24 protein-coding genes are annotated in these 24,173 nt (G+C 68.2%); 17 read left to right on the plus strand and 7 right to left on the minus strand.

Features of this window, described 5'->3' with window-relative positions; genetic code table 11:
• The first annotated feature begins 209 nt into the window (after positions 1 to 209).
• The 4 genes from infC (at position 210) to AB0M24_RS36390 (ending at position 2,370) form a co-directional block, all read left to right on the plus strand.
• A complete protein-coding gene (gene infC / locus AB0M24_RS36375; protein WP_285639322.1) occupies positions 210 to 821 on the plus strand; it encodes a translation initiation factor IF-3 in 612 nt (203 codons plus the stop codon).
• A gap of 49 nt (positions 822 to 870) precedes the next feature.
• Positions 871 to 1,065 (plus strand): 50S ribosomal protein L35, encoded by a 195-nt coding sequence (rpmI, locus tag AB0M24_RS36380; RefSeq protein ID WP_086663968.1) that lies wholly within the window; start codon positions 871 to 873, stop codon positions 1,063 to 1,065.
• Between the two features lie 79 nt (positions 1,066 to 1,144).
• Positions 1,145 to 1,534 (plus strand): 50S ribosomal protein L20, encoded by a 390-nt coding sequence (rplT, locus tag AB0M24_RS36385; RefSeq protein ID WP_045314707.1) that lies wholly within the window; start codon positions 1,145 to 1,147, stop codon positions 1,532 to 1,534.
• A gap of 77 nt (positions 1,535 to 1,611) precedes the next feature.
• Positions 1,612 to 2,370, plus strand: coding sequence for an RNA methyltransferase (locus tag AB0M24_RS36390; RefSeq protein ID WP_363778038.1), 759 nt, complete (start codon positions 1,612 to 1,614; stop codon positions 2,368 to 2,370).
• Here AB0M24_RS36390 and AB0M24_RS36395 read toward each other — a convergent pair.
• Positions 2,358 to 3,497 (minus strand): cytochrome P450, encoded by a 1,140-nt coding sequence (locus AB0M24_RS36395; protein WP_363778015.1) that lies wholly within the window; start codon positions 3,495 to 3,497, stop codon positions 2,358 to 2,360. The two genes, AB0M24_RS36390 and AB0M24_RS36395, sit on opposite strands and share 13 nt — an antisense overlap.
• A 59-nt stretch (positions 3,498 to 3,556) precedes the next feature.
• Between AB0M24_RS36395 and AB0M24_RS36400 the strand changes: the two genes are divergently transcribed.
• Complete coding sequence (locus AB0M24_RS36400; RefSeq protein ID WP_363778016.1) at positions 3,557 to 4,444, plus strand: S41 family peptidase; 888 nt, start codon at positions 3,557 to 3,559, stop codon at positions 4,442 to 4,444.
• Here the strand turns inward: AB0M24_RS36400 and AB0M24_RS36405 are convergent.
• Both AB0M24_RS36405 and AB0M24_RS36410 read right to left on the minus strand, forming a co-directional pair.
• Positions 4,441 to 7,143, minus strand: coding sequence for a hypothetical protein (locus AB0M24_RS36405; protein ID WP_363778017.1), 2,703 nt, complete (start codon positions 7,141 to 7,143; stop codon positions 4,441 to 4,443). The two genes, AB0M24_RS36400 and AB0M24_RS36405, sit on opposite strands and share 4 nt — an antisense overlap.
• Entirely contained in the window at positions 7,143 to 8,906 is a 1,764-nt protein-coding gene (locus AB0M24_RS36410; protein ID WP_363778018.1) for an HSP90 family protein, read from the minus strand. The genes AB0M24_RS36405 and AB0M24_RS36410 overlap by 1 nt, the downstream gene beginning before the upstream one ends.
• Before the next feature lie 158 nt (positions 8,907 to 9,064).
• Between AB0M24_RS36410 and pheS the strand changes: the two genes are divergently transcribed.
• From pheS to AB0M24_RS36445, 7 genes are all read left to right on the plus strand, one after another.
• Positions 9,065 to 10,132, plus strand: a complete 1,068-nt coding sequence (pheS, locus tag AB0M24_RS36415) for a phenylalanine--tRNA ligase subunit alpha (protein ID WP_363778019.1) — start codon at positions 9,065 to 9,067, stop codon at positions 10,130 to 10,132.
• A gap of 4 nt (positions 10,133 to 10,136) precedes the next feature.
• A complete protein-coding gene (gene pheT / locus AB0M24_RS36420; protein WP_363778020.1) occupies positions 10,137 to 12,614 on the plus strand; it encodes a phenylalanine--tRNA ligase subunit beta in 2,478 nt (825 codons plus the stop codon).
• Positions 12,615 to 12,981: 367 nt separating this feature from the next.
• Positions 12,982 to 13,422 (plus strand): hypothetical protein, encoded by a 441-nt coding sequence (locus AB0M24_RS36425; protein ID WP_363778021.1) that lies wholly within the window; start codon positions 12,982 to 12,984, stop codon positions 13,420 to 13,422.
• 3 nt (positions 13,423 to 13,425) lie between these two features.
• Complete coding sequence (locus tag AB0M24_RS36430) at positions 13,426 to 13,815, plus strand: hypothetical protein (RefSeq protein WP_363778022.1); 390 nt, start codon at positions 13,426 to 13,428, stop codon at positions 13,813 to 13,815.
• Positions 13,812 to 14,300 (plus strand): hypothetical protein, encoded by a 489-nt coding sequence (locus tag AB0M24_RS36435; RefSeq protein WP_363778023.1) that lies wholly within the window; start codon positions 13,812 to 13,814, stop codon positions 14,298 to 14,300. The genes AB0M24_RS36430 and AB0M24_RS36435 overlap by 4 nt, the downstream gene beginning before the upstream one ends.
• The gene (locus AB0M24_RS36440; protein ID WP_363778024.1) at positions 14,297 to 14,659 is read left to right on the plus strand and encodes a hypothetical protein; all 363 of its coding nucleotides are present in this window, start codon (positions 14,297 to 14,299) and stop codon (positions 14,657 to 14,659) included. Before AB0M24_RS36435 ends, AB0M24_RS36440 begins: the two co-directional genes overlap by 4 nt.
• 281 nt (positions 14,660 to 14,940) lie before the next feature.
• Positions 14,941 to 15,438, plus strand: coding sequence for a hypothetical protein (locus tag AB0M24_RS36445; protein ID WP_363778025.1), 498 nt, complete (start codon positions 14,941 to 14,943; stop codon positions 15,436 to 15,438).
• On the opposite strand, the gene AB0M24_RS36450 is transcribed toward AB0M24_RS36445, so the two are convergent.
• Positions 15,407 to 15,970, minus strand: a complete 564-nt coding sequence (locus AB0M24_RS36450) for a GNAT family N-acetyltransferase (RefSeq protein ID WP_363778026.1) — start codon at positions 15,968 to 15,970, stop codon at positions 15,407 to 15,409. The two genes, AB0M24_RS36445 and AB0M24_RS36450, sit on opposite strands and share 32 nt — an antisense overlap.
• A gap of 10 nt (positions 15,971 to 15,980) precedes the next feature.
• The gene (locus AB0M24_RS36455) at positions 15,981 to 16,649 is read right to left on the minus strand and encodes a DNA alkylation repair protein (RefSeq protein WP_363778027.1); all 669 of its coding nucleotides are present in this window, start codon (positions 16,647 to 16,649) and stop codon (positions 15,981 to 15,983) included.
• A 91-nt stretch (positions 16,650 to 16,740) separates the two neighbouring features.
• Between AB0M24_RS36455 and AB0M24_RS36460 the strand changes: the two genes are divergently transcribed.
• Both AB0M24_RS36460 and AB0M24_RS36465 read left to right on the plus strand, forming a co-directional pair.
• Complete coding sequence (locus tag AB0M24_RS36460) at positions 16,741 to 18,090, plus strand: glycoside hydrolase family 28 protein (protein WP_363778028.1); 1,350 nt, start codon at positions 16,741 to 16,743, stop codon at positions 18,088 to 18,090.
• A 20-nt stretch (positions 18,091 to 18,110) separates the two neighbouring features.
• Positions 18,111 to 19,115 carry a hypothetical protein gene (locus AB0M24_RS36465; RefSeq protein ID WP_363778029.1) on the plus strand — a complete coding sequence of 335 codons (1,005 nt, stop codon included), beginning with the start codon at positions 18,111 to 18,113 and terminating at the stop codon, positions 19,113 to 19,115.
• Here AB0M24_RS36465 and AB0M24_RS36470 read toward each other — a convergent pair.
• Positions 19,081 to 20,124 carry a 2-oxoglutarate and iron-dependent oxygenase domain-containing protein gene (locus tag AB0M24_RS36470; protein ID WP_363778030.1) on the minus strand — a complete coding sequence of 348 codons (1,044 nt, stop codon included), beginning with the start codon at positions 20,122 to 20,124 and terminating at the stop codon, positions 19,081 to 19,083. The two genes, AB0M24_RS36465 and AB0M24_RS36470, sit on opposite strands and share 35 nt — an antisense overlap.
• Positions 20,125 to 20,207: 83 nt before the next feature.
• Between AB0M24_RS36470 and sthA the strand changes: the two genes are divergently transcribed.
• Complete coding sequence (sthA, locus tag AB0M24_RS36475; RefSeq protein ID WP_363778031.1) at positions 20,208 to 21,623, plus strand: Si-specific NAD(P)(+) transhydrogenase; 1,416 nt, start codon at positions 20,208 to 20,210, stop codon at positions 21,621 to 21,623.
• Positions 21,624 to 21,668: 45 nt separating this feature from the next.
• Here the strand turns inward: sthA and AB0M24_RS36480 are convergent, their stop codons facing one another.
• The gene (locus AB0M24_RS36480; protein ID WP_363778032.1) at positions 21,669 to 22,310 is read right to left on the minus strand and encodes a response regulator transcription factor; all 642 of its coding nucleotides are present in this window, start codon (positions 22,308 to 22,310) and stop codon (positions 21,669 to 21,671) included.
• 490 nt (positions 22,311 to 22,800) lie between these two features.
• Here AB0M24_RS36480 and AB0M24_RS36485 point away from each other — a divergent pair, with 490 nt between their 5' ends.
• Both AB0M24_RS36485 and AB0M24_RS36490 read left to right on the plus strand, forming a co-directional pair.
• Entirely contained in the window at positions 22,801 to 23,682 is an 882-nt protein-coding gene (locus AB0M24_RS36485) for a DUF222 domain-containing protein (RefSeq protein WP_363778033.1), read from the plus strand.
• Positions 23,683 to 23,685: 3 nt separating this feature from the next.
• The gene (locus AB0M24_RS36490; protein WP_363778034.1) at positions 23,686 to 24,000 is read left to right on the plus strand and encodes an HNH endonuclease signature motif containing protein; all 315 of its coding nucleotides are present in this window, start codon (positions 23,686 to 23,688) and stop codon (positions 23,998 to 24,000) included.
• The last annotated feature ends 173 nt before the right edge of the window (positions 24,001 to 24,173 follow it).

Consider the following 24,173-nt stretch of genomic DNA (forward strand, 5'->3'; position numbering starts at 1 on the left):
CAGCTCTCGTTAGTGCGAGAGCGGCAAGTGGAGCCCCGCTCCCACCCGCGTTCACCGCCTCAACAAGGTGGCCGGGTCCGGTCCTCCTGAACGTCAGGGCACACGGGTGCCCAGCGTGCCAGGTTTGTGATCGGTCGGAAGCGGGCCCTGTCGTCGACATCGACGACGGGGCTCTTGTCTTTGGCGCAAACGAGTCTCAAAGGACGTGAATGACAAGTCCCTCGAACCGAGGTGCTCCTGTGAGCACCGAGCCGCGCATCAACGACCGCATCCGCGTGCCTGAGGTCCGTCTGGTCGGGCCGAACGGTGAGCAGGTCGGGATCGTTCGCATCGAGGACGCGCTCCGACTCGCGCAGGAAGCGGATCTGGACCTCGTCGAGGTCGCCGCGCAGGCTCGACCGCCGGTCTGCAAGCTCATGGACTACGGCAAGTTCAAGTACGAGACGGCGCAGAAGGCTCGCGAGTCTCGTCGGAACCAGCAGCTGACTGTGATCAAGGAGCAGAAGCTCCGGCCGAAGATCGACCCGCACGACTACCAGACGAAGAAGGGCCACGTGGCCCGCTTCCTCTCGCACGGGAACAAGGTCAAGGTGACCATCATGTTCCGCGGTCGCGAGCAGTCGCGCCCCGAGCTCGGCTACCGGCTTTTGCAGAAGCTGGCGGAGGACGTCGCGGAGCTCGGCTTCGTCGAGTCCAACCCCAAGCAGGACGGCCGCAACATGATCATGGTGTTGGCGCCGCACAAGAACATCAAGCCGCGCGTGGTCAAGCACGACGACGATGCGCCCGAGGCGGATGACACCGCTTCGGAAGAGGCGTAGGACGCACCCCCGCCCCCGACCCGGTGGGTAGCACGAGACGAGGACGGAAATGCCGAAGAACAAGACGCACAGCGGGACCTCGAAGCGGTTCAAGGTCACCGGCAGCGGCAAGATCCTCCGGGAGAAGGCCGGCAAGCGCCACATCCTGGAGAAGAAGTCCAGCAAGGTGACGCGTCGCATGAGCGGCACCGCGGTCGTGTCGGAGAACGACGCCCCGCGCATCAAGAAGCTGCTCGGTCTCTGACCCGCTTCGACACCCCCTAGCTAATTCGGGGGTTCGGGCCCCGACCCCGAGCCCCCCATGAGATCGACAGGATGGACCCGTGGCACGCGTCAAGCGGGCTGTGAACGCCCAGAAGAAGCGCCGTACCACCCTCGAGCTCGCCAGCGGTTACCGCGGCCAGCGCTCGAGGCTGTACCGCAAGGCCAAGGAGCAGGTGCTCCACTCGCTCAACTACGCGTACCGCGACCGGCGTGCGCGCAAGGGCGACTTCCGCAAGCTGTGGATCCAGCGGATCAACGCCGCTGCCCGCGCGAACGGCATGACCTACAACCGCCTCATCCAGGGTCTGCGCCTGGGCGGCGTCGAGGTCGACCGCAAGATCCTCGCGGACCTCGCCGTCACCGACGCCACCGCCTTCACGGCCCTCGTCGAGATCGCCCGCGCGGCGCTCCCGGCTGACGTGAACGCTCCGGCCGGGGACCAGGCCTGAGCCAGCACGCTCGAGCGAACCGACCCGAGGCAGCTCCGTTCACCGAACGGACGCCTCGGGTCGTTGCTGCTCGCCACCTGACGCGCCGCCAGGGCCGTGACAAAGCAGGGCGTTTCCTCGTCGAGGGAGCCCAGGCCGTACGGGAAGCGCTCGCCTGGAAAGGCGGCCGAATCCACGAGCTCTTCGTCACGGCGATGGCCGCGGAACGCAACCCCGAGCTGCTCCAGACCGCCGCGAGCGAAGGCATCCGGATCAGCGAGGTCGACGACAAGGCCGCTGCCTCGCTGTCGGAAACCGTGACGCCCCAAGGCATCATCGCGGTCGTCGACGCCGTGCCGCAGCCGCTCGACCAGGCGCTGCAGGGCACCCCGAAGCTCGTCGCCGTGCTCTACGGCGTCTCGGACCCCGGCAACGCGGGCACCGTCACGCGCGTGGCGGACGCGGCGGGAGCCGACGCGGTGATCTTCGCCGGCGACACGGTCGACCCGCACAACGGCAAATGCGTGCGCGCCTCCACCGGCTCGCTCTTCCACCTGCCGATCGCGCGTTCCCGTGACGCCGCCGAGGTTTTCGCCGCCTGCCGCCTAGCAGGTCTCAAGCTCGTCGCCGCCGACGGGTACGCCGAACGCGACCTCGTCGAAGCGAGTGTCGACGGCGACCTGAAGCAGCCCACCGCATGGGTGTTCGGCAGCGAGGCGCACGGCCTGCCCGACGAGGTCGTCGCGGAGCTCGACACCTCGCTGAAGGTGCCGCTGTACGGGGCCGCCGAGAGCCTGAACCTCGCGACGGCCGCCGCTGTCTGCCTCTACGCCTCGGCGCGGGATCAGCGCAGCTGAACGGGAAGTGACTCGATCCCGCGGGTCATCTTCCCGCCGCTCCACTGTGGACGGAAGCCGGTCTCGAACGCGTAGTCCGGCATCAACGTCAGCACCTCTTCGGCGACGATCCGCATCTCCAGCAACGCGAGATGCTCGCCCACGCACCGATGCACGCCGTACCCGAACGCGAGGTGCGGGTTCCGGTCACGCTCACAGCTGAACTCGGTCGGCTCCGAGAACACCGCGGGGTCGTGGTTCGCCGCGTTCAACACCGCCAGCACCCGCCGCCCGTCCGGCACCCTGGTCCGCGCGATCCCGACCACCGGTGCCTCGATCCGCAGGCACTCGTCGACCATCCGCCCGATCAGCGACGCATCGGCCAGCACCCGAGCACGCAACCCGTCCACGGACGCCAGGAACCACAGCATCGCGCTGAGGCCGTGCACCGTCGTCTCGTGCCCGGCGATGATCAGGAACACGAACATCCCGATCTGCTCCTCGGACGTCAACGGCCGCCCGTCCACGGTCCCGTCCGCGATCGCCAGCGCGACGGTGTCCGCTCCGGCCGCGCGCTGCCGGGACAGCTGATCGGCGATGTAACCCTTGAACTCGCCCAAAGCCACGTCACCGGCCGCACGATCACCCGTGCGCGCGGCCAGGAACAGCCTGTCCAGCCACCCGAGGAAGAGCGTCCCGTCCTCCGGTGGCATGCCGAGGATCAACGCGATCGCGGCCGGCGGCAGGTAGTGCGCCAAGGAAGGAACCAGATCGAAGGAGCCCTGCGCGACGAGCTCCTTGATCCGATGCCGTGTCAACGTCCGCAACGTGTCGTCGTACTGCGCCACAGCGGTACGCGTGAAGTGCCGCTGCAGGATCTTGCGGTACATCGTGTGCAGCGGCGGGTCGAAGTCGACGGGCGGCTTCCCGGTCATCGTCAGCCGCGGAATCGCGATGCCGTCCACCGAGCTGTACGTGGAGTGGTCGCCGAGGATCTGCTTGATCGTGTCGTAGGTGAGCGCGGCCGTGAACCCGCCGTGCGCGGTGGAGTCGATGACAGGGCATCGGGAACGCAGGCTCGCCAGCACCTCGTTCAGCGGGTTGGCGAGCTTCGGGTCGATGTGGTCGAACTGCCAGTCGGGGTACACACCAGCAACCACGCCGAAAATCGGCTCGCGGTTCGCAGCGCGTCTCGTATCGTGTGCCGGTGCGCGAACCAGAGATCGAGCTCCTGTGCTCCCAGCTAGCCTCCTACTACGTCTTCCCGGACACGGCCAACGAGATCGCCACCGTCCTGCGCACCCGTCTCGAGGAAGGCGCCTACGCGGACGCCACCGACGACGAGGACTTCGCGGCACGGGTCACCAAGGACCTGCAGTCGGTCAACGGCGACAAGCACCTCCGCCTGCTCCACAGCGAAACCGAGGTTCCCGAGACCGGGCAGGAGTCGGCCTGGGACCCGGTGGCGTACAAGAAGGAAGCCGAGCTCGACGCGTTCGGCCTCCGCAGGATCGAGCGCCTGGAAGGCAACATCGGCCTGCTGGAGTTCAGCCTCCTGCACGACGCCGAGGTCGCGACTCCCGCGATCGTCGCCGCGATGAACCTGATCGCGCACACCGAAGCGTTGATCATCGACCTGCGCAAGAACGGCGGCGGTGACCCCAACACGGTCGCGCTGGTCTGCAGCTACCTCTTCGACGAGCAGGTGCACCTCAACGACATCTACAACCGCCCGGACGACTCCACCCAGCAGTACTGGACGTTGCCGTTCGTGCAGGGCCCGAAGTTCGGCGGCACGAAGCCGGTCTACGTCCTCACCAGCAGCCGCACGTTCTCCGCCGCGGAAGAGCTGAGCTACAACCTGCAGCAGACCGAGCGCGCCACCCTGATCGGCGAGACCACGAAGGGCGGCGCCCACCCCGGCGACCGCTACCGCGTCGGCCCGCACCTCAAGTCGTCGATCCCGAACGGCCGCTCGATCAACCCGATCTCCGGCACGAACTGGGAAGCCGTCGGCGTCGTCCCGCACATCGCGGTTCCGGCCGACGAGGCCTTCGAGGTCGCCTACAAGAAGGCGACCTCGAAGAGCGACTAGTCGAGGCGAGCGGTCAGCTCGCGCACCAGCGGATCGGTGCCGGACGGCTTGTTCTGGCGCCGCAACGCTTCCGACAGCACCGAGAGCACGTTCCCGACCTGGTTGTCGTCGGGCAGCAACGACGCTGCCCGGCGCGCCTCGGCCTCCGCCCCCTCGGCGTCGTCGGCCCCGAGCAGCACGTGTGCCGCCCGCAGCACGATGAACACCCGCCAGCCCTCGTCGCCCAGCGACGCCACCAGCGACTCGGCGTCGCGGTAGCTCTTCATCGCCAGGGCGAACTCGCCGGCCTGCCCGTGCACCCACGCGCGGATCGCGGTGATCTCCGCCTGCCGCCGCGTCACCTCGGCCGGGTCGTCCAGCGACGGCAGCAGCGCCTCTGCCTCGTCCACGGCCGCCCGCGTTTCGAGAACGTTGTCGTCCGGCAACGCCGACGCCAGCTCGATCAGCGAGCCGACCGCCTCCGAGAAGTCGGCGACCTGCGTCCACAACAGGGCGGCCGCGCGCCACGACGCGATGGCCTCCTCGTGCTTGTGCGCACCGGACTGCACCGAGGCGAGCGCGTCCAGCAGGAACGCCCGGCGGCCGGCTTCCTCTGGCGGCAGCAACTCCAGGGCCTCGCGCAGGTTCCGTTCCGCGGCAGGGAGCTCGCCCAGCTTGCGGCACACCTGCCCGAGCCGGAACACCACCTGCAGCCGCAGGTCCTCCTGTCCCTCCTGCAGCAGCCGCAGCGACTCCTCCAGCACCTCGGCGGCCTCGACGAACCGGTCCGTCTGCACGTACCCGCCGCTCAGCGCGAAGCAGAAGTGCGCGGTGTGGCCGGGGGTGAGGTGCACGCGCGAGATCGCCACGGCCTCGCGCAGGTCGGCGAGACAGGCCCCTTCCTGGTCCAGCTCCTGGATCGCCGCGACCTGGTACCAGCGCGCCTCGGCGCCTTCTGGCAGCGGGAACGCCGTCGCGTACGTGCGAGCGGTCGCCATCGCGTCGTCGACCCGGCGCAGCAGGGTCTCGAGCCGCAGCTGCACCCGGAAGCCCTCGAATCGCGCGCTCGGTGGCAACGAGCCCGCCATGGCCGTCAGGACGTCCGCGTACGCGCCTTCGAGATCCTGTTGCCGGGCACGGTGTTCCGCCGACTCGACGAGCACCCGGCCGCGCAGCTCCGGAACGTCCAAAGAGGACGCCAGTGCGAGCATCTCGGACGCCCGGTCGTGCGCGTGCGCGTCGTCCAGCAGCTCCGCCAGCGTCAGCGCCGCCACCGACCGGGTGAAGTCGGACTCGGCTTCCGCGAGGCACCGCTCGGCGATCTCCAGGCCACCCTCCTGCCGGGAGGCGATCCGTGCCCGGAACCGCAGCGCGAGGTCGTTCGGCAGCCCGGCGAGCAGCGTCTCGAACGCCTCCGGCTCGAACGGAACGAGTCCCGACGTCATCCGCCGGATGCCCGCGTGCGCCGCGAGATCGGGCGGCAGCAACGAGTCCATGTCCGCGGGCAGCGAGTCGAGCATCCGCCGCGCCTTCACGAAGTCGCCCTGGTCGTACAGCGTCACCATGGCCTCGGCGATCTCCACGGGATCGCCGAACACCACCGACTCCTCCGCGACGGCAACGGGAGGAGCCGTCGGAACCGCCAGCGGCACGGGGGAGTGGTCGGCGTGCTCCAGCGCCTCGGTGACCCGCGTGACCCACGCCGAGGACCCGTTGCGCGCGTCGAACGCCCGCGCCAGCTCCAGGGCCCGCGACGACAGACGATCGAGCAGCTCGGCAGCCGTCAACGAGCCCAGCGAAGGCACCTCGAACACGGTGTCGGCGGGAATCCGGCGCAGCAGCACGGAAGCCGACTGCGCGAACGACATCTCGTCCGCGGGCAGCTGGACCGCGGTCACCTTGTGCAGTGACCGGCGCAGGATCTCCTCGCCGCGCTCCACGTTGCCCGTCAACGCGCAGAACCGGATGTGCTCGTGCACGTACGACGTGATGTCGTCTTCCTTGATCAACCGGTACGCCGTCGTGTGCGCGTGCGCGGCCCGCTCGACGTCGCCGATCTCCAGCAACGGCCACAGCAGCGCCGTCAGAATCCCCTGCGGCTGCGTGGAACAGCCGGTCTCCCCCGACAGTCCTTCCCAGCCGTGCGCGGCGGCTTCCTGGAACCGTCCCAGCCGCGCCAGCAGCCAGACCTGCTCCTCGACCACGCACGCGGCGCAGTCCGCCATCGGCCCGCGTTCGGTGGCCAGGTACTTCCCGAGGTGCTCGGCGACACCGGTCATGTCACCGACGTGGTACGCGTGCTCGGCGCGAGCACCGTGCACCGGCTGCACCGAGTACCCGCGCTGCCCGTACCGCTCGGCGAGCTGCGTGATCACCGACTGCAGCTGGTCGAGCGAGAACCTGGGATCGCGGCGCAGCCCGCTCGCGATCCACTTGTGGGACCAGTCGAGCGAGTGCCTTTCCCTGTCGTCGAACGACTCCGGGTCCTTCTGCTGCGCGGTCAGCGCCCAGGCGAACGGCGCCAGCATCAGGTCGTAGCGCGACAGGTAGTACGCCGAGTCGAGCAACGCGATCCGGCACGACACGCCGAGCGGCAGGTGCCCCAGCGCGTCCGCCATGCGCCCGGCCCGTTCCAGCGCCTCGTGCTTCGGCATGCCCGTGGGCATGTTGTAGGCCTCGATGAACGCTCTTTCGGCGTCCTCGTTGGTGAAGTCGCTCATCACTTGCCCCCCACAGCACGGTCCAGCAGTTCCAGGAACGAGCGGTTGAGCGCCGCCGTGTCCTTCGGTCGCATCGCCCGCCGAGCCTGCAGAACGGCGTGCACGTAAAGAGATTCGAGGGTCAGCTCGACGAGCGCCGGGTCGTTCAGCCGCGCGAGCCGCTGCACGAGCGGGTTGCGGCAGTTGAGCACCAGCTGCTCCGGTCGCGCGGACGTGGAACCCGCCGTGAGCTGACCGAGCAGCTCCGCCCACAGCGGGTCGCTGACCTCCTCGGCGGTCTGCTCGGTGTCGAGCTTGCGCTGCTGCTCGGCGTTGCTGATCAGCAAGGCGGGCAACGAGACCGGGTCGAAGTCGCGGATCACCGCGTCGCAGTCGTGCCGGTCCAGCGCCGCCTGGCCCTCGGACAGCCGCAGCCGCAACGCGGTCTCGATGTCGGGTTCCGGATCGGCCAGTGCCGCCAGGAGTTCGGAAGGCGCCACCCGGCGAGCGATCGACGGACCGTCCAGCGCGCTCAGCCGGTTCAGCAGGTCCAGGTCGTAGGCGTAGCCGGCGTTGACCAGGCCCAGGCCCTGAGCGGCCGCGACCGGTGCCAGCTGGTGGAACTCGTCGACGTCCGGGATGTAGAGGATCGCGCCGTGCTTGCGCCTGAACTGCCGCAACGGAATCGCGCCGTCCGTGGTCTCGAACGGCAGCCACCGCTCGACCAGTCGCAGCATCTCGTCGTCGGACCGCGCCAGCGACTTGATCCCGAGGTGGTGCGCGGCCAGCAGCTCACCCGCGCGGCGCGGCTCGATCGCGTCCAGCCTGATCAGCCAGTCGCGGATCTGTTCGCCGAGCTCCTCGCGCACCGCCAGCAGCATCTCGTCCTGGTACAGCGACTCGCGCGACGCCGTCGGCCGGATCGCGGACGCGTCGACCACGCACCGCACGAAGTACGCCCAGTCCGGCAGCAGCCCTTCGACGTTGTCGCCGACGAGCATCCGCTTCAGGTACACCCGGTGCGTCTGCCGCGTCCCGGGGTGCACACCCTCCGGCAGCACGAACGCCACCCCGGTCAGCCCCGCGGCCTCGACCTCGATCGGGATCGCCTCGAACGGCTTGAAGCCGAAGATCTGCTCGCAGTAGTCCGAAAGCTCAGCGTCCTCGTCATCCCACGGCCGTTCGCCGCGCGTCACCACGGCGCCGTCCACCGTCACGGTGGCGGGCAGCAGATCGCCGTAGTCCGTCACCAACGGCCGCACGACGTCCGCTTCGAGCCAGTGCTCGTTGCCGCGGGAAGCGCTCAACACCACGGTCGTGCCGATCGGCACCTCGCCGTCCACAACGGAAACCGTGTAGTTGCCCGAGGAATCCGCTTCCCAGCGCACCCCGGAACCACCGCGAGCGGACCGCGTGATGACCGTCACCGAGGACGCGACGAGGAAGCACGACAGCATGCCGACGCCGAACTGACCGAGGAACCCTTCACGGGCGAACCCCAGCTCATCGCGCTTCGAGGTGCGGCCGAGCGTCGACAGCAGCTCGTGCACCTCGTCCTCGGTGAGGCCCACGCCGGTGTCGGTGATCCGGAGTTCCGAGCCGCAGGTGATCGTCACCTCGGCCGGGCAGGACGGGTCGAGCTCACGCCGTGCCGTGATCGCGTCGACGGCGTTCTGCAGCAGTTCGCGCACGTAGACGCGCGGGCTGCTGTAGAGGTGGTGGCTGAGCAGGTCGATGATGCCGCGCAGGTCGACGCGGAAGGTGTGCGACATGGTGCCGCCCATCCTAGAGATCCGCGAGGGGCCGCTGCCGCTGTTTATGGCGAACGGCGGAGGCCGCGCAAGGGGCCGGTAACGGAACGGGCGCGAGCGGTCAAGAGCGCACCCACTAGGATCGGTCTGTTGATTACCGAGTAGTCCGTGACGGGAGCTGTAGTTCAACCATGTCCGGAGCCAACGACCCGTACGACCCCAAGGAGGTCGCGGCGCTGTCGGCCGAGAACCTCGACGCGGCCGTGACGAAGGCGCGCGAGGCGTTCGCCGGAGCTGCCGACCTCGAGGCCCTGGCGGCGGTCAAGCCGGGCCACCTGGGTGACCGGTCGCCCGTGCTGCTGGCCCGCCGCGAGATCGGTGCACTGCCGCCCAAGGCCAAGGCCGAGGCCGGCAAGCGCGTGAACGAGGCGCAGTCCGCGATCAAGACCGCGTTCGACGAGCGCCACGCCGTGCTCCAGGTCGAGCGCGACGAGCGGGTGCTGCGCGAGGAGTCCGTCGACGTCACGCTGCCCTGGGACCGGTTCCCCCGCGGCGCGCGCCACCCGATCACCACCCTCGCCGAGCGCATCGGCGACGTCTTCGTGGCCATGGGCTACGAGATCGCCGAGGGGCCCGAGCTCGAGACCGAGTGGTTCAACTTCGATGCGCTGAACTTCGGCAAGGACCACCCCGCGCGCTCGATGCAGGACACGTTCTACATCGCGCCCGCCGACTCGGCGCTGGTCCTGCGCACGCACACGTCGCCGGTGCAGGCCCGCACGCTGCTCGACCGCGAGCCGCCGGTGTACGTGGTGTGCCCCGGCCGCACGTTCCGCACCGACGAGCTCGACGCGACCCACACCCCGGTGTTCCACCAGGTCGAGGGTCTCGCGGTCGACAAGGGCCTGACGATGGGCCACCTCAAGGGCACGTTGGACGCCTTCGCGCGCGCCATGTTCGGCGAGGACTCGAAGACCCGTCTGCGGCCTTCCTTCTTCCCCTTCACCGAGCCGTCGGCCGAGGTCGACGTGTGGTTCCCGGAGAAGAAGGGCGGCGCAGGCTGGGTCGAGTGGGGCGGCTGCGGCATGGTCAACCCCAACGTCCTGCGCGCCACCGGCGTCGACCCGGACGTCTACTCCGGCTTCGCGTTCGGCATGGGCCTCGAGCGCACCCTGCAGTTCCGCAACGGCCTGCCCGACATGCGCGACATGGTCGAGGGCGACGTCCGCTTCACCCAGCCATTCGGAACGGAGGCCTGATCCGGTGCGAGTCCCGGTCAGCTGGCTGGTCGAACACCTCGGTTTCGACGAAGTCCCCACGCCCGACGAGCTCGCCGAGGCGTTCACCCGCATCGGCATCGAGGTCGAGGAGGTGAGCCCGCTCGGTCCCGTGACCGGCCCGATCGTCGCCGGTCGCGTCGTCGCGATCGAGGAGCTCACCGAGTTCAAGAAGCCGATCCGCTACTGCCAGGTCGAGGTCGGCCCGGAGCAGGTCAACAACGTCATCTGCGGCGCCACGAACTTCGTCGAGGGCGACTCGGTCGTCGTCGCGCTGCCCGGCGCCGTGCTGCCCGGCGACTTCAAGATCGCCGAGCGCAAGACGTACGGCCGCGTCTCGCAGGGCATGATCTGCGCCGCCGACGAGCTCGGCATCGGCGACGACCACTCGGGCATCCTCGTGCTGCCCACCGGCACCGCGCAGCCCGGCGACGACGCGCTGGAGCTGCTCGGCCTCACCGACACGGTCATCGAGCTCGCGCCGACCCCGGACCGCGGTTACGCGTTCTCGGTCCGCGGCCTGGCCCGCGAGATCGCGTGCGCGCTGGAGGTGCCGTTCGGCGACCCCGGCGTCGTCGAGATCCCCGAGGCCGAGGGCGAGGTGTGGCCGGTCCACATCGAGGACCGCACCGGCTGCTCGCGGTTCGTGGCCCGTCGCGTCACGGGTGTCGACCCGACCGCGCCCACCCCGTGGTGGATGCGCCGCCGGTTGATGCTCGCGGGCATCCGGTCGATCTCGCTGCCGGTCGACGTCACGAACTACGTGATGCTCGAGCTGGGCCAGCCGCTGCACGCGTTCGACGCGGCGTCGATCCAGGGCGCTCTGAAGGTCCGGCGCGCGGTCGCGGGCGAGAAGCTCACGACGCTGGACGACTCGGTGCGTGCGCTCGACCCCGACGACATCGTGATCGCGGACGACTCCGGCGTGATCTCGCTGGCCGGTGTCATGGGTGGTGCCTCGACGGAGGTCCAGGACTCGTCCTCGGACATCCTGCTGGAGGCCGCGAACTGGGACCCGGCGTCGATCGCGCGCACGGTCCGGCGGCACAAGCTGCCGTCCGAGGCCGCCAAGCGCTTCGAGCGCACGGTCGACCCGGCTCTCGCGCCCGTGGCGCTGGAGCGGGCCGCGAAGCTGCTCAACCACTACGCCGAGGGCCAGATCAAGCCCGGCCGCACCGACGTCGGCGTGCCGTCGCTGCCCGAGCCGGTGTCGATGCCGATCGACCTGCCGGACCGCGTCGCGGGCATCCGCTACGCGCGGGGCGTCACCGCTCGCCGTCTCGGCCAGATCGGCTGCCAGGTCTCCGTGACCACGTCGGAGGAGGGCCAGACGATCGTCACGGCCGTGCCGCCGACCTGGCGCGCGGACCTCGTGCAGCCCGCCGACCTGGTGGAGGAGGTGCTGCGGCTGGAGGGCTACGACACGATCCCGTCCACGCTGCCGCCCGCTCCCGCCGGTCGTGGCCTGACCGAGCAGCAGCGCCGTCGCCGCACGGTGTGGCGCACCCTGGCCGAGGACGGCTTCATCGAGGTCAAGCCGTTCCCGTTCATCGACCCGTCGGTGTTCGACGCGTTCGGGCTCGCGGCTGACGACGTCCGCCGCAACGCCGTGGGCGTGCTGAACCCGTTGGAGGCGGACAAGAACGTCCTCGCGACGACGCTGCTGCCGGGTCTGCTGGAGACGTTGCAGCGCAACCTCGCCCGTGGTGCGAAGGACGTCGCGCTGTACAACGTCGCGCAGGTGACTCTGCCGCGCGCGCAACAGGTGCCAGTACCGGCGCTGGGTGTGGACCGCCGTCCGACCGAGGCCGAGGTCGCCTCGCTGCTGGCGTCGCTGCCGCAGCAGCCGTTGCACGTCGCGGGTGTGCTCACGGGCCACCGCGAGCTGGCCGGTTGGTGGGGCAAGGGCCGCATGGCCGAGTGGTCGGACGCGGTCGAGGCCGCTCGCCGGGTCGGTGCCGCGTACGGCGTTTCGCTGCGCATCGTGGCGTCGGACCTGCTGCCGTGGCACCCCGGCCGTTGCGCGGAGCTGCGCGTCGGCGACTGGCCCGTGGGCCACGCCGGTGAGCTGCACCCGAAGGTGATCGAGGCGCTGGGCCTGCCCAAGCGGACCGTGGCGTTCGAGCTCGACCTGGACGCGCTGCCGCTGGACGACCACCGCCCGGCTCCGATGGTGTCGGCGTACCCGCCGGTGCTGCTGGACGTGGCGCTGGTCGTGGACGCCTCCGTGCCGGTGCAGTCGGTGTCCGAGGTGCTCGGTTCGTCGGCCGGCGACCTGCTGGAGGACATCCGCCTGTTCGACGTCTACACGGGCGAGCAGGTGGGCGAGGGCCGCAAGTCGCTCGCGTACTCGCTGCGGTTCCGCGCGCCGGACCGCACGCTGACGGTGGAGGAGGCGACGTCGGCTCGCGACGCCGCCGTCGCCGCCGCGGGCGAACGTCTGGGCGCCGCTCTCCGCGCCTGATTTGCTGCTGACGGCGGTCACGACGAGTCACTATCGTTGTGACCGCCGTTTTTGTTTCACGCGGCTACTTGCAATTCCACGCGTGACGGCGCAATCTTGATACAGACGCAGTGACAAATGCATTGCTCGCTTCAATGCGCGTCCGAGCTGTTACACTGGGTGAGGCCCGAGATTCGTCGAAGAATCTTGGGCCTTTCGCGTAAGGAACGCTCTGACCTCCAGTCCGCGTACGCGAATAACCGATCCATGCCGGGTGACAACAGTGCCGCGAGGGCCCTTCTTCTGGTGTCTTGTGCACGCTGTGTAGTGATTGAAACTTCTCCAGACTTGGTGCCGTACCCACCGAGCACCACCTCAGGAGAACCAAATGCGCAAGCGCACCGCAGTCATCGCAGGAATCGCAGTCCTCGCCATCGGCGGCGGAGTTGCCTACGCCGCGTGGTCGAGCACCGGCTCCGGTTCCGGTTCGGTCGGCTCCACCACGAGCGCCAACTCGACCATCAGCGCCGTCGACGGAGCAGGCGGCCTCTACCCCGGCCACACCGTCAGCTACCAGGTGACGATCAACAACCCGAACAGCTACCCGGTTCGCGTCACCGGTATCTCCGCCGGTTCCTCCACGCTGGTCAACGGCTGCGCCGCGGGCACCGTCACCAGCCCCGCCGTGACCAACCCGGCCGGCACGATCGCCGCGGGCCAGACCGGCACCTACACGCTTCAGGCGACCATGAGCGCGGACGCGACTGACGAGTGCAAGAGCCAGTCCTTCACGATGCCCCTCACCGCCACGCTCGAGTCGGCTGCCTGAGCCATGCGCCGCGCCCTGATCGTGCTCGCCGTGCTGCTGGCGCTGTCGCCGGTGTCGAACGCGGCGGACAACCCGGCCAAGGCCTTCACGATCGCGGACGTCGGCACCGTGACGGGGTTGGTCCCCGGTGGGACGGTGACCCGGAAGGTCCGGGTCACCAACCCCAACAACCAGGACATCAAGGTCACCCGGCTCGACACCTCGGTCGGGCGGCCCTCCCCGAACTGTCCGGCGAACGCGGTCACCGTCGACGCCCTCGCGGCGCCGTTCCTGGTCGCCAAGAACGCTTCCGCCGACGTACCGCTGACCGTGCGGATGACGTCCTCGGCGCCGAACGGCTGCCGAAACCTCACCTTCCCCCTCACCTACTCGGGAACGGCCATCAAGCCATGATCAGCTTCAAGGAACTCGTCCGCCGGCGGTACGTCCGCCGAGGCGTCATCGTGTTCGCGGTGATGACGGCCGCGCTGGGCTCGGGGGTCGCCTACGCGGCGTGGACGAGCTCCGGCACCGGCAGTGCCACCACCAAGGCGGGCACCGCTCAGGCTCCGGTGGTGTCGGGCGGCGCCGTCACCACCGGCCTGCTCTACCCGACGGGCACGGCCATCGGCACCGCGGTCGTCACCGTGCAGAACCCCAACCCGTACGCGGTCGTGGTCAGCTCGGTGGCACCGAACGGCGCGGTGCCCGCGTCCGGCTCGTGCCCGGCGAGCACGGTGAGCTTCACCGCGCAGGCCCCAGGCACCCCGATCGCCGCCGGTGGCACCGCCACGATCACCATGGCGAACTCGGTCGCGATGATCGCGAACGCGGCCAACGCGTGTCAGGGCGCGGACTTCGCCATCCCCGTGACCGTCACGATCGTGAGCGGGTCATGAGGGTCGCTATCGCGGGAGCGGCGGTGCTGTGCCTGGTCGCGGTGCAGCCCGCCTCGGCGGCCTGGCAGACCTCCAACCAGGGCAACGCGGCCGCGAAAGCGGTCACCGCCTCCGTTCCCGGTGGGCTGACCTGTGTGAAGTCCACCGGAGTGATCTCCTGGACGGCTGTCGCGGGCGTTCCCGAGTACGAGGTGTACTGGAGCGACAAAGACCAAGGCGGGCAGGGAACCTTCACCGTGGTCACCGGTGTCACCACGACCTCCTACACGGTCACCGGTAAGGTTCCGCTCCGTGCGAAGATCCGCTCCGTAGCCGGTCCCTGGACGAGCACCCAGTCGGCCGAGAAGATTTGTTCCTGATAATTCGCTCGATCGGCTGAGTCCCGGAGATCGGGATTTGGGATCAAACCAGCAGGTGGTAGCCCTGCGTAGCTGTCAAGGTGCCAAAAGTCCCTCATTACAGGGGGAAATCGGCGCCCGTCAGACGCTTGCGCAGTACGTGAAGCTTCTCCAAGATTGTCGACGCGGCCCGCTGGGGCCGAGGGGCGAAGCGATGAACCACCGGGCGAGTTGGTCGCCGGTCCGGTGGGGAGCTAGAGGCGAACCCACCGCCTGGAGCAACAACTCTGGAGAGTTGCGCCATGCGTAGTCTGGGTCCGCGCCTTGAGATCGCCGTGTCGTTGACGATTCTCATGGTCGGCGCGGCCGTCGTGGCCGCCATGCACCTGACGTGGCCTGCGCCGAACCAGCCGGCCATGGCGTATTCCGTGAGCTCCGGCGAGTCGGACATGCAGCAGCTCAAGCCGTTTGAAATCAACGACATCTCCGGCGCTGCGGTGGAACTTCGACCGGGCGCCGAGGGCGAGCGCAAGGTGCGGCTGTCCAACCCGAACTCGGTCGACATCATCGTCGAGAGCCTGTCCGCGGTTCCCGGTCAGCCGCTCGACGCCACCCAGCAGCGCGTCGCGGGGTGTCCTGCCGGCGTGCTGACGGTCGTTCCGCTCACGGACGTCGTGGAGATCCCGGCCGGGGGAGCGGTCGAGGTCACGATGAAGGTCCAGGTCGCGCAGGACGTCCCGAACGAGTGCGCCGAGCTGGTCTTCCCGCTCACCTACTCGGGTCGCGCGAAACACGGCTAGTCAGCCGTTCCCGCGCCGCAGGCCACTCCGCAGGCACCATCGAGTAGACCGCCGTGTCCCGCTGAGATCCGTCCGGCCGCGTCACGTTCGCGCGCAACACTCCGTCCTTCACAGCGCCGAGCTTCTCGATCGCTCGCTGCGACCGCACGTTCTGGACGTCGGTGTACCAGGCCACCCGCAACGCGCCGCGCGCCTCGAACGCCTCGGTCAGCAACAGCAGCTTGGCCTCGGGGTTGATCGCCGTGCCGTGCCACTCGCTGCCGACGATCGTGTAGCCGATCACCAGCTTGCGGTGTTCCGGCACCACCTCGTAGAACGACGTCGTCCCCACGACGCGTCCGGTCGCGACTTCGATCTGCGCGAACGCCTCCCGCGTGCGCACCGCCTGGTCGATCCACGCCCGCATGTCGTCGACGTTCCGCGGTTGAGCGCTCAGCAGCCACGTCCAGATGTCCGGATCACGCGTGACCTCGAACAGTCCCTGAGCATGATCGAGTGACAGCGGCTCCAGCCGCACGTGCTTCCCCAGCATGAGATCGACTCTAGAGATGTTTGAGCGCCTCGCGCCGTGAGAGCGGCGACAGTCCCGGCCGCGCGTCCACGAACGACCGGACCCACCCCGGCTCGGTCTTCGCGAACTCCCGCAGCGCCCACCCGATCCCCTTGCGCAGGAAGAAGTCGCGGTCGTCGACGTTCGCGTCGATGCACGTCGTGAGCAGGTCGACGTCGGTCGCGCCCTTCGAGCCCAACTGGCAGATGATCGACGTCCGCCGCCGCCACTTGTCCTCGTCGGTCGACCACTTGAGCATCTGCGGCCGGATCACGTCAGGGGACGACCGCAGCAACGGTCCGATCAGCCTCGAGGCGATCTCGTCGACGAAGTCCCACCACGCCCCGGTCACGATCATCTCGTCGAACCACGGCATCAGCGACACGTCCTGGAACCGCTTGTCCGCGCTCAACGACAGCGCCACGTACCGCTCCTCGCGATACGTCGCCTCCCGCCACAGCGTCCGCACGACGTCGAGCCACTCGTCGCGGTCACGCAGCTTCGGCAACGACTTCAGCAGCGTCACCCGGCCGGGCTTCTGCACGCCGATGAACGGCATGTCGGACTTCATGTACGCCTGCATCTCCGGTGCCTTCACCGGATCCGCCAACTCCTGCAACCCGGTCCGAACTGCGGCGACGAACTCGTCCTTGGGAGTCACGCGACGACCGTATACGCTGTCGATCGAGCCGCCGCTGAAAACGTTTGCAGTGGAGGCTGTGATGGTTGGTTCCAGGCGAACCTTCTTCAAGGTGTCCGGACTCGTAGCAGCAGGAATGCTCGTCCACGGCACGGCGCAAGCAGATCCGTGGGACGAAGTGGACGCCATCCTCGCCCGCATCAAACCGCCGTCGTTCCCCGCGCGCGACTTCGACGTCACCGCGTACGGCGGCAAGGCGGACGGCAAGACCGACAACACCTCGGTGTTCAAGAAGGCGATCGAGGCGGCGAACGCGGCCGGCGGCGGCCGGGTCGTCGCGAAGGGCGGCACGTTCCTCACCGGCGGCATCACCCTGCTCAGCAACGTGAACCTGTTCGTGGACAAGGGCTCCAAGCTCCTGTTCAGCCCGGACCCGAAGAAGTACCTGCCGATGGTCGAGACCCGCTGGCAGGGCATCGAATGCCTGAACTACCAGGCGTTCGTCTACGCGAACAAAGCCACGAACATCGCGATCACCGGCGGCGGCACCCTCGACGGCCAGGGTCAGACGTGGAAGCCGTGGGGGAGCGGCGGTTCCGACTGGTCGCAGCTGCAGAAGTGGGGCTCTGACGGCACCCCGGTCGCGCAGCGCAAGCTCGGCGAGGGCCACAAGCTGCGGCCGAACCTGATCCAGTTCGTGTCCTGCGAGAACATCCTGATCAGCGGCATCACCGTCGAGCGCCCGCCGATGTGGAGCGTGCACCCGGTGAAGTCCCGCAACATCACCGTCGAGGGCGTCACGATCAACTCTCGAGGCGGTGGTGGCAACAACGACGGTGTGGACCCGGAGTGCTGCACCGACGTGCACATCAAGGACTCGACGTTCAACACCGGCGACGACTGCATCGCGATCAAGTCCGGCCGCGACGTCGACGGGCGGCGCGTCGGCATGCCGTCGCAGAACATCGTGATCGAGAACAACAGGTTCGTGTTCTCGAACCGCGGTGCGATCTGCATCGGCAGCGAGGCGTCCGGCGGCGCGCGCAACATCTACGCGCGCAACTGCGCGGTCAACCAGGCCAACACGGCGGACCAGCTCTGGTACGCCGTCTTCATCAAGACCAGCAAGTACCGGGGCGGGATCATCGAGAACGTCCACTTCAAGGACATCACCGCGAACAAGCTGACCAAGTCGCCGGTCTTCATCACGTTGAACTACAGCGGTTCCGGCAACTCCGGCCCGGTCGTGAACCCGGTTGTCCGCAACATGACGTTCGAACGGCTCATCGTTGCTGGCTCAAAGGAGTACGCCGTTGAGATCGATGGCCTATCGGCGTCCAAAGTGACCAACATCATCGTCTCGAATTCGAAGTTCACCGCGATCTCCAAGGGCGGCAACAAGCTAACGAACTCGCAAAACATCACTTTCCCCGGCACCAGTGTGAACGGAAAGCCTGCTTGATCCCCGTACCATTCGTGTTCATGCGTGTGCTCATGGTTGTGGCGGCGCTCGTGCTCACCAGCATGGGCGTCACCAAGGCGGACGCGGTGGACTACCTGGATCTGCCGCTGTCCAACGGAAACGGCGAACTGCGGGGCGGGGTGCACCCGGATCTGCCGTACGACCGCGCCGTTCTGGAAGCCGCGCTGAACCGCCATCGCGCCAAGGGCATCGCGCCGGCGAGGTTCAAGGCGTTGCTGTGGCAGTACTGGATCGTCCGCGCCGCCGAGGACGCCGGCGTCGCGCTGTCCGAGTGGGACCCGCAGCGCTCCGCCGAGGCGAACCGCTCGGTGATCTTCGCCGTCTACGACTTCTACGCGAAGCTCTACGTCCAGCACCCGGACACGTTGCGGTGGATGGGGTTCGCGAACATCGGCGCGCCCGCGTTCGCCGCCGGCATGCTCGATCTCGGCACGGTGCCGGAGCTGCGCTGGTTCTCGTCGATGCTGATGTCGATGCAGAAGCACATCTTCATGGACCTCGGCGCGATGCACGCCGCGTACCTGCACGGCGGGATCAAGGCCGTCGAGGAGATGCGCGACGCGGGGATCATCGACCCGGACACCACGGCGGCGTGGGCGGATCCGGCGCAGGCGGTCATGGAGTTCTCCTCGCGCGAGCAGAACCTGGTGATCGCCGACCAGTTCGACCGGATGCGCTCCCGGCTGCTGCCGCCCGGCGAGGTCGTCACGTACGCGATCACGGTCGCCGGTCCGATGCCGGTGCCGGGTGGGAAGACCCCGGCGCAGTACCGGCCGTTGTTCGGCGGTCCGTTGCCCGCCTTCAACTACGCGGATCGCGTGGCCCGCTGGGACTTCCTCAGCAACGACACGGTTCCTGCTTATGAACGGCTGTCGCGCGACACCGTGCACAAGATCGTGCAGCGGCCGTTCGCGGACCGTGTCGCGGAGTACCGCGCCACGGCCCGCCTGCTCGACCTGATCATTCCGTTCAGGAGTGACGAACCCCAGAACGGAGTTCGCTGAGCACGGTCAGCCTGTCCTCGTCGTGGATGCGCTTCGTCGTGACGCGGTCGGGGTAGCAGCGCATGAACATGTTCGTGAAGTGCGTGCCGTAGTGGATGACGTCGTCGCCGTGCGGGTCGTCGAGCGGCCGCACGACGGCTTCGAAGTTGGGCTCGTGGAAGTACGCCATGGTGAACCGCTCGCGCGTGTTCAACAGGACCTTGTGCGGCGTGGAGAGCAGCTTGCCGCCGGTGAGGAACTGCAGGATGTCACCGGGGAACACGGTGAAGACGTGCTGGACGGGCTCGACGAAGGTCCAGCCCTCCGCGTCCTGGAAGCACCCGGCGGCTGACTCGTCGGGCAGCCAGTTGCGCGGCCGTTCCTCGCCCTCGATCGGCGGGCGGACGTAGAGACCACCGACGTCGTCCTGTGCGGCCAGGACGAGCATGCCGTAGTCGGTGTGGGCGCCGATGCCGCGGTCGACCGTCTCGGACTTGGTGGGGAACCTGAGCACCCGCATGTGGTGCCAGCCGTCCGCGGTCAGCTTGGTGAAGGTGTCGATGTCGAGCCCGAAGCCCAGTGCGGTGAGCTTCAGGATCTTCTCTCCCGAGTCGCCGAGCATCGCCATGAAGTCCTTCATGGCCTCGCGGTAGAGGTTGTCCGGCCACGGCACGGGCCCGTGACACGGCCACTTGTCGACGACGCGGGAGTCGTCGAGCGGAACGTCCTTGCAGACGGTGAAGATCTCCGAGTAGTCGGCGACACCGTCGGTGACCTCTTCGCCGGACGCGATGTACCCGGCGTAGGTCAGGTCGCTGACCAGGCGCGACTTCTCCTCGAGCGACAAGCCGTGGAAGAACCTTCTGCTGGCTTCCAAGGCTTCTTCGGTGGTTCGGTCCTGCACCGCGTCCGTTGCGATCTGCAGAATCCCGTCGGCCTGCCACGCCGCGATGAGCTGGCGGCCGAGCTCGACGTCGTCGTCCGAGCCGGTGACGATCTCGGGCAAACGGAAGGTGCGTAGTTCGGTCATGGCCCAACGAACGAACATTCCGTTGAACGGGTTCATATTTCGTTCAGAGGTGGAATCGAATCCGTCTCGGTAGGCTGCTCGGCATGACGTCGTACGACTACGACCTGATCGTGATCGGCTCTGGCCCAGGAGGCCAGAAGGCTGCGATCGCGGGTGCGAAACTGGGCAAGCGCGTGGCCATCATCGACAAGCAGGAGATGGTCGGCGGCGTCTGCGCGAACACGGGGACGATCCCCTCGAAAACGTTGCGGGAAGCCGTGATGTACCTGACGGGCATGTCGCAACGTGAGCTGTACGGCGCGAGCTACCGCGTCAAGCAGGACATCACGATCTCCGACCTGATGGCCCGCACGCAGCACGTGATCGGCCGCGAGGTGCAGGTCGTGCGCGCGCAGCTGCACCGCAACGGTATCGACCTGTTGAACGGCTTCGGTCGCTTCGTCGATGCGCACACCGTTGCGGTGGAAGGAGCTCATCGCGGCGACCACACGACGATCTCCGGCGAGTTCATCGTCATCGCCACCGGCACGACCCCCGCCCGGCCGTCCGGCGTGGACTTCGACGAGGAGCGGATCCTCGACTCCGACGAGGTCTTCGCGCTGACGGAGATCCCGTCGTCGCTCGTCGTCGTCGGCGCCGGCGTGATCGGCATCGAGTACGCGTCGATGTTCGCCGCACTCGGTTGCCGCGTCACCGTCGTCGAGCAGCGCGAGAAGATGCTGGACTTCTGCGACCCGGAGATCGTGGAGTCGCTGAAGTTCCACCTGCGCGACCAGGCCGTCACGTTCCGCTTCGGCGAGAAGGTCGTGAACGTCCAGGTGTCCGAAGGCGGCACCGTCACGCAGCTGGCCTCCGGCAAGCGCATCCCCGCGGCCGCCGTCATGTACTCGGCCGGTCGGCAGGGCACCACCGAGAAGCTGGACCTGGCCGCCGCCGGTCTGGAGTCGGACAACCGCGGGCGTCTCTCGGTCGACGAGCACTACCGCACGCCCGTCGAGCACATCTACGCCGTCGGCGACGTGATCGGTTTCCCGGCGCTGGCCGCGACGTCGATGGACCAGGGCCGCCTGGCCGCGTACCACGCGTTCGGCGAGCCGGTGCACGATCTGACCGCGTTGCAGCCCATCGGCATCTACACGATCCCGGAGATCTCGTACTGCGGCGCGACCGAGACCGAGCTCACCTCGTCAGCGATTCCTTACGAGGTCGGCATCTCCCGGTACCGCGAACTCGCGCGCGGCCAGATCGTCGGCGACGCGTACGGCATGCTGAAGCTGCTGGTGTCCACTGTGGACCGCAAGATCCTCGGCGTGCACGTGTTCGGCACCGGCGCGACGGACCTGGTGCACATCGGCCAGGCCGTGATGGGCTGCGGCGGCACCGTCGACTACCTCGTCGACACCGTCTTCAACTACCCGACGCTGTCCGAGGCCTACAAGGTCGCGGCCCTCGACGCCACCAACAAGATCCGCGCCCTGGACCGCTTCACGACGCAGTGATCACTTCGCCCGGTGATCGCTTCACTCAGCGATCACCGGGCGTGATCACGACCGGGTCAGCCCGGCGTCGTGGGCCACGATGGCGGCCTGCACGCGGTTGGCGCACTCCAGCTTGGGCAGAATCCGGCTGATGTGCGCCTTCACCGTGCCGGTCGCCATGAACAACTGCTCACCGATCTCGGTGTTCGACAACCCCTCACCGATCAGCTTGAGCACGTTGCGCTCGGTGTCGGTGAGGGCGTCGATCTTCTTCCTCGCTTCCGCACCGCTGTCGGGCGCGGCGAGGTGACGTTCGATCAGACGCTTGGTGATCTGCGGGGCGAGAATCGGTTCGCCGCTCGCCGCCTTGCGAACCGCGTTGATCAGCTCTTGCGGCGGCGTGTCCTTGAGCAGGAAGCCCGTGGCGCCGACCTTCATCGCCTGCGCGACGTAGGAGTCCTCACCGAACGTCGTGAGCATGACGACGTTCGCCGACTTGGCGATGTGCTCCGCGGCTTTGAGACCGTCGCCGCCCGGCATGCGGATGTCCAGCAGCGCAACGTCGACCTTGTGCTTCAGGGCGAGCTCCACGGCCTGCTTGCCGTCGCTCGCTTCGGCCACCACGGTGATCTCCGGGTCGTTCTCCAGGATCAGCCGGATGCCGGCACGCATCAGCGTCTCGTCGTCGGCGATGAGGACTCGGATCACGTGGGCCACCCTAGGCGCTCACGCGCTCTGCGGTGGTGCTGTTGGCTGGGTCGGTTGCGGTTCCAGCGGGGTTGGTCGCGTTTTGTGGTTGGGCTGCGGTTCCAGCGTGGGCGCGCGGGTCAAAGACCTGACGGGCTTTGGTTGCGTCATCGCCGCTGGCGCGTCGATTGCGATTGGGGCTTGACTTCGGGTCCCTTGCGAGGCGCTGTGTCGGGCGGAAAAGGTCGGATGCTCCGCACCCGCCCGATCCGAAAAGGGTAGCACCTCGCACCCAAAGTCAAGCCCCAATCGCTTTGCGTGCGTGGTTGCGTTTTGTTGTTCGGGCGGCGGTCATTACCGGTGTTTCGCGTTGTTGTGCTCTCGTTCGGCTCGGCTTCGCCATCGCCGCTTGCCTTCGGCTTCGCGGGGGTGTTCTGGGGCTGGGCGGTTCACACGATGGTGTTTTGTTTTTCGCGTTATCTGGTCGTGATCTTGCGGTAGAGTCGAACATGTGAGCGACCCCCGACTTCTTTCCTCCGACGAGCTCTTGCAGAGCGTCGCCGATGATGTGAAGGAAATGCGGGTGCGCGAAAACTCGGCGATGCGGAAGATCGCCGAGTTGGAGCGGCGTGGCGCTGCGGCCGAGTTCGGTTACAAGAAGCTGTCGCAGGTGCTGCGGGACGCGGTCCGCTGGGACATTCACGTCGCCCAGCAGTGGGTCGCGAATTCCGGGTTGTTGAGCAGCGAGATCACTCCGACCGGCAGTGAGTTGGCTCCGGAGCTTCCGTTGGCCGCCGAGGCTGCGGCCGAGGGCGAGTTGTCGATCGCGCACGTCGCGGAGATCGCCAAGGCGATGAAGAAACTGCCCGCCGAGCACGAGGCCACGGTCGTCGAGTACGCCCGGCAGTTCGATCCCAAGACGGTGCGCAAGCTGGGCGCGAGGCTCGCTTACTCGCTGAACCAGGACGACCCGGAGCCCGCCGAGCCCCAGCCAGAGCGGCTGGTCAATCAGCACCACAGTCGCTGGCGCAAGGACGGCGTGCTGGAGATCCGGGCGTTGCTGGACAAGGTGACGGGCGCGGCCTACGAGGCCGCCCTGTCCCCGCTGGCCAAGCCCCGTCCGGACACCGGAGAAGGCCCGGACCAGCGCGACCGCTCGGAGCGTGAGGGTGAGGCCTTCGCCGAGCTGGTCAACCTGATGGTCCGCGCCGACCAGCTCCCGGAGCACGGCGGCGAACCGGTCACCCTGACGCTGACGATGAGCTACGACGACCTAGCCGCGAAGACCGGCCAGGCCCTGCTGGACAACGGCGAGCGCATCCCGGCCGACCAGGTCCGCCAGCTCGCCTGCAATGCGGGTGTGATCCCGCTGATCCTGGGCGGCCAGTCGTAGCCGATGGACATCGGCCGCAAGACCCGCACCTTCCCGGCTGGAATCCGCAGAATCCTGGTAGCAAGGGACCGAGGCTGCGCCTTCCCGGGCTGCACGAGACCGCCACGGCACTGCGATGCCCACCATGTTCGCTACTGGGCCGACGGCGGCGATACATCGGTCGGCAACGCCGTCTTGCTCTGTCGCCATCACCACACGCTGATCCACCAAAGCGAGTGGGAAGTGAAGCTGATCCACGGCATACCGACGTTCTATCCGCCGCCATGGCTGGACCCGGAACGAAAACCCAGACGCAACCAGCTCCACACCGCCGCCTGAACCGCCAGGCGAGTGACCATTGGGAGTCGGGCTATTGGGCGCCGGGTCGTTTTCAGCCGGGCCATTGTCAGCCGGGCCGTTGTGCGCCGAGCCGGGAGCCAGCCACGAGCGGACAACGTCCCGCGCGGCACGCGCGGCCATCCCGCAAAGCCGAAGGCAAGCGGCGATGGCGC

Source organism: Lentzea sp. NPDC051838, assembly GCF_040681245.1.
Lineage (GTDB): Bacteria > Actinomycetota > Actinomycetes > Mycobacteriales > Pseudonocardiaceae > Lentzea.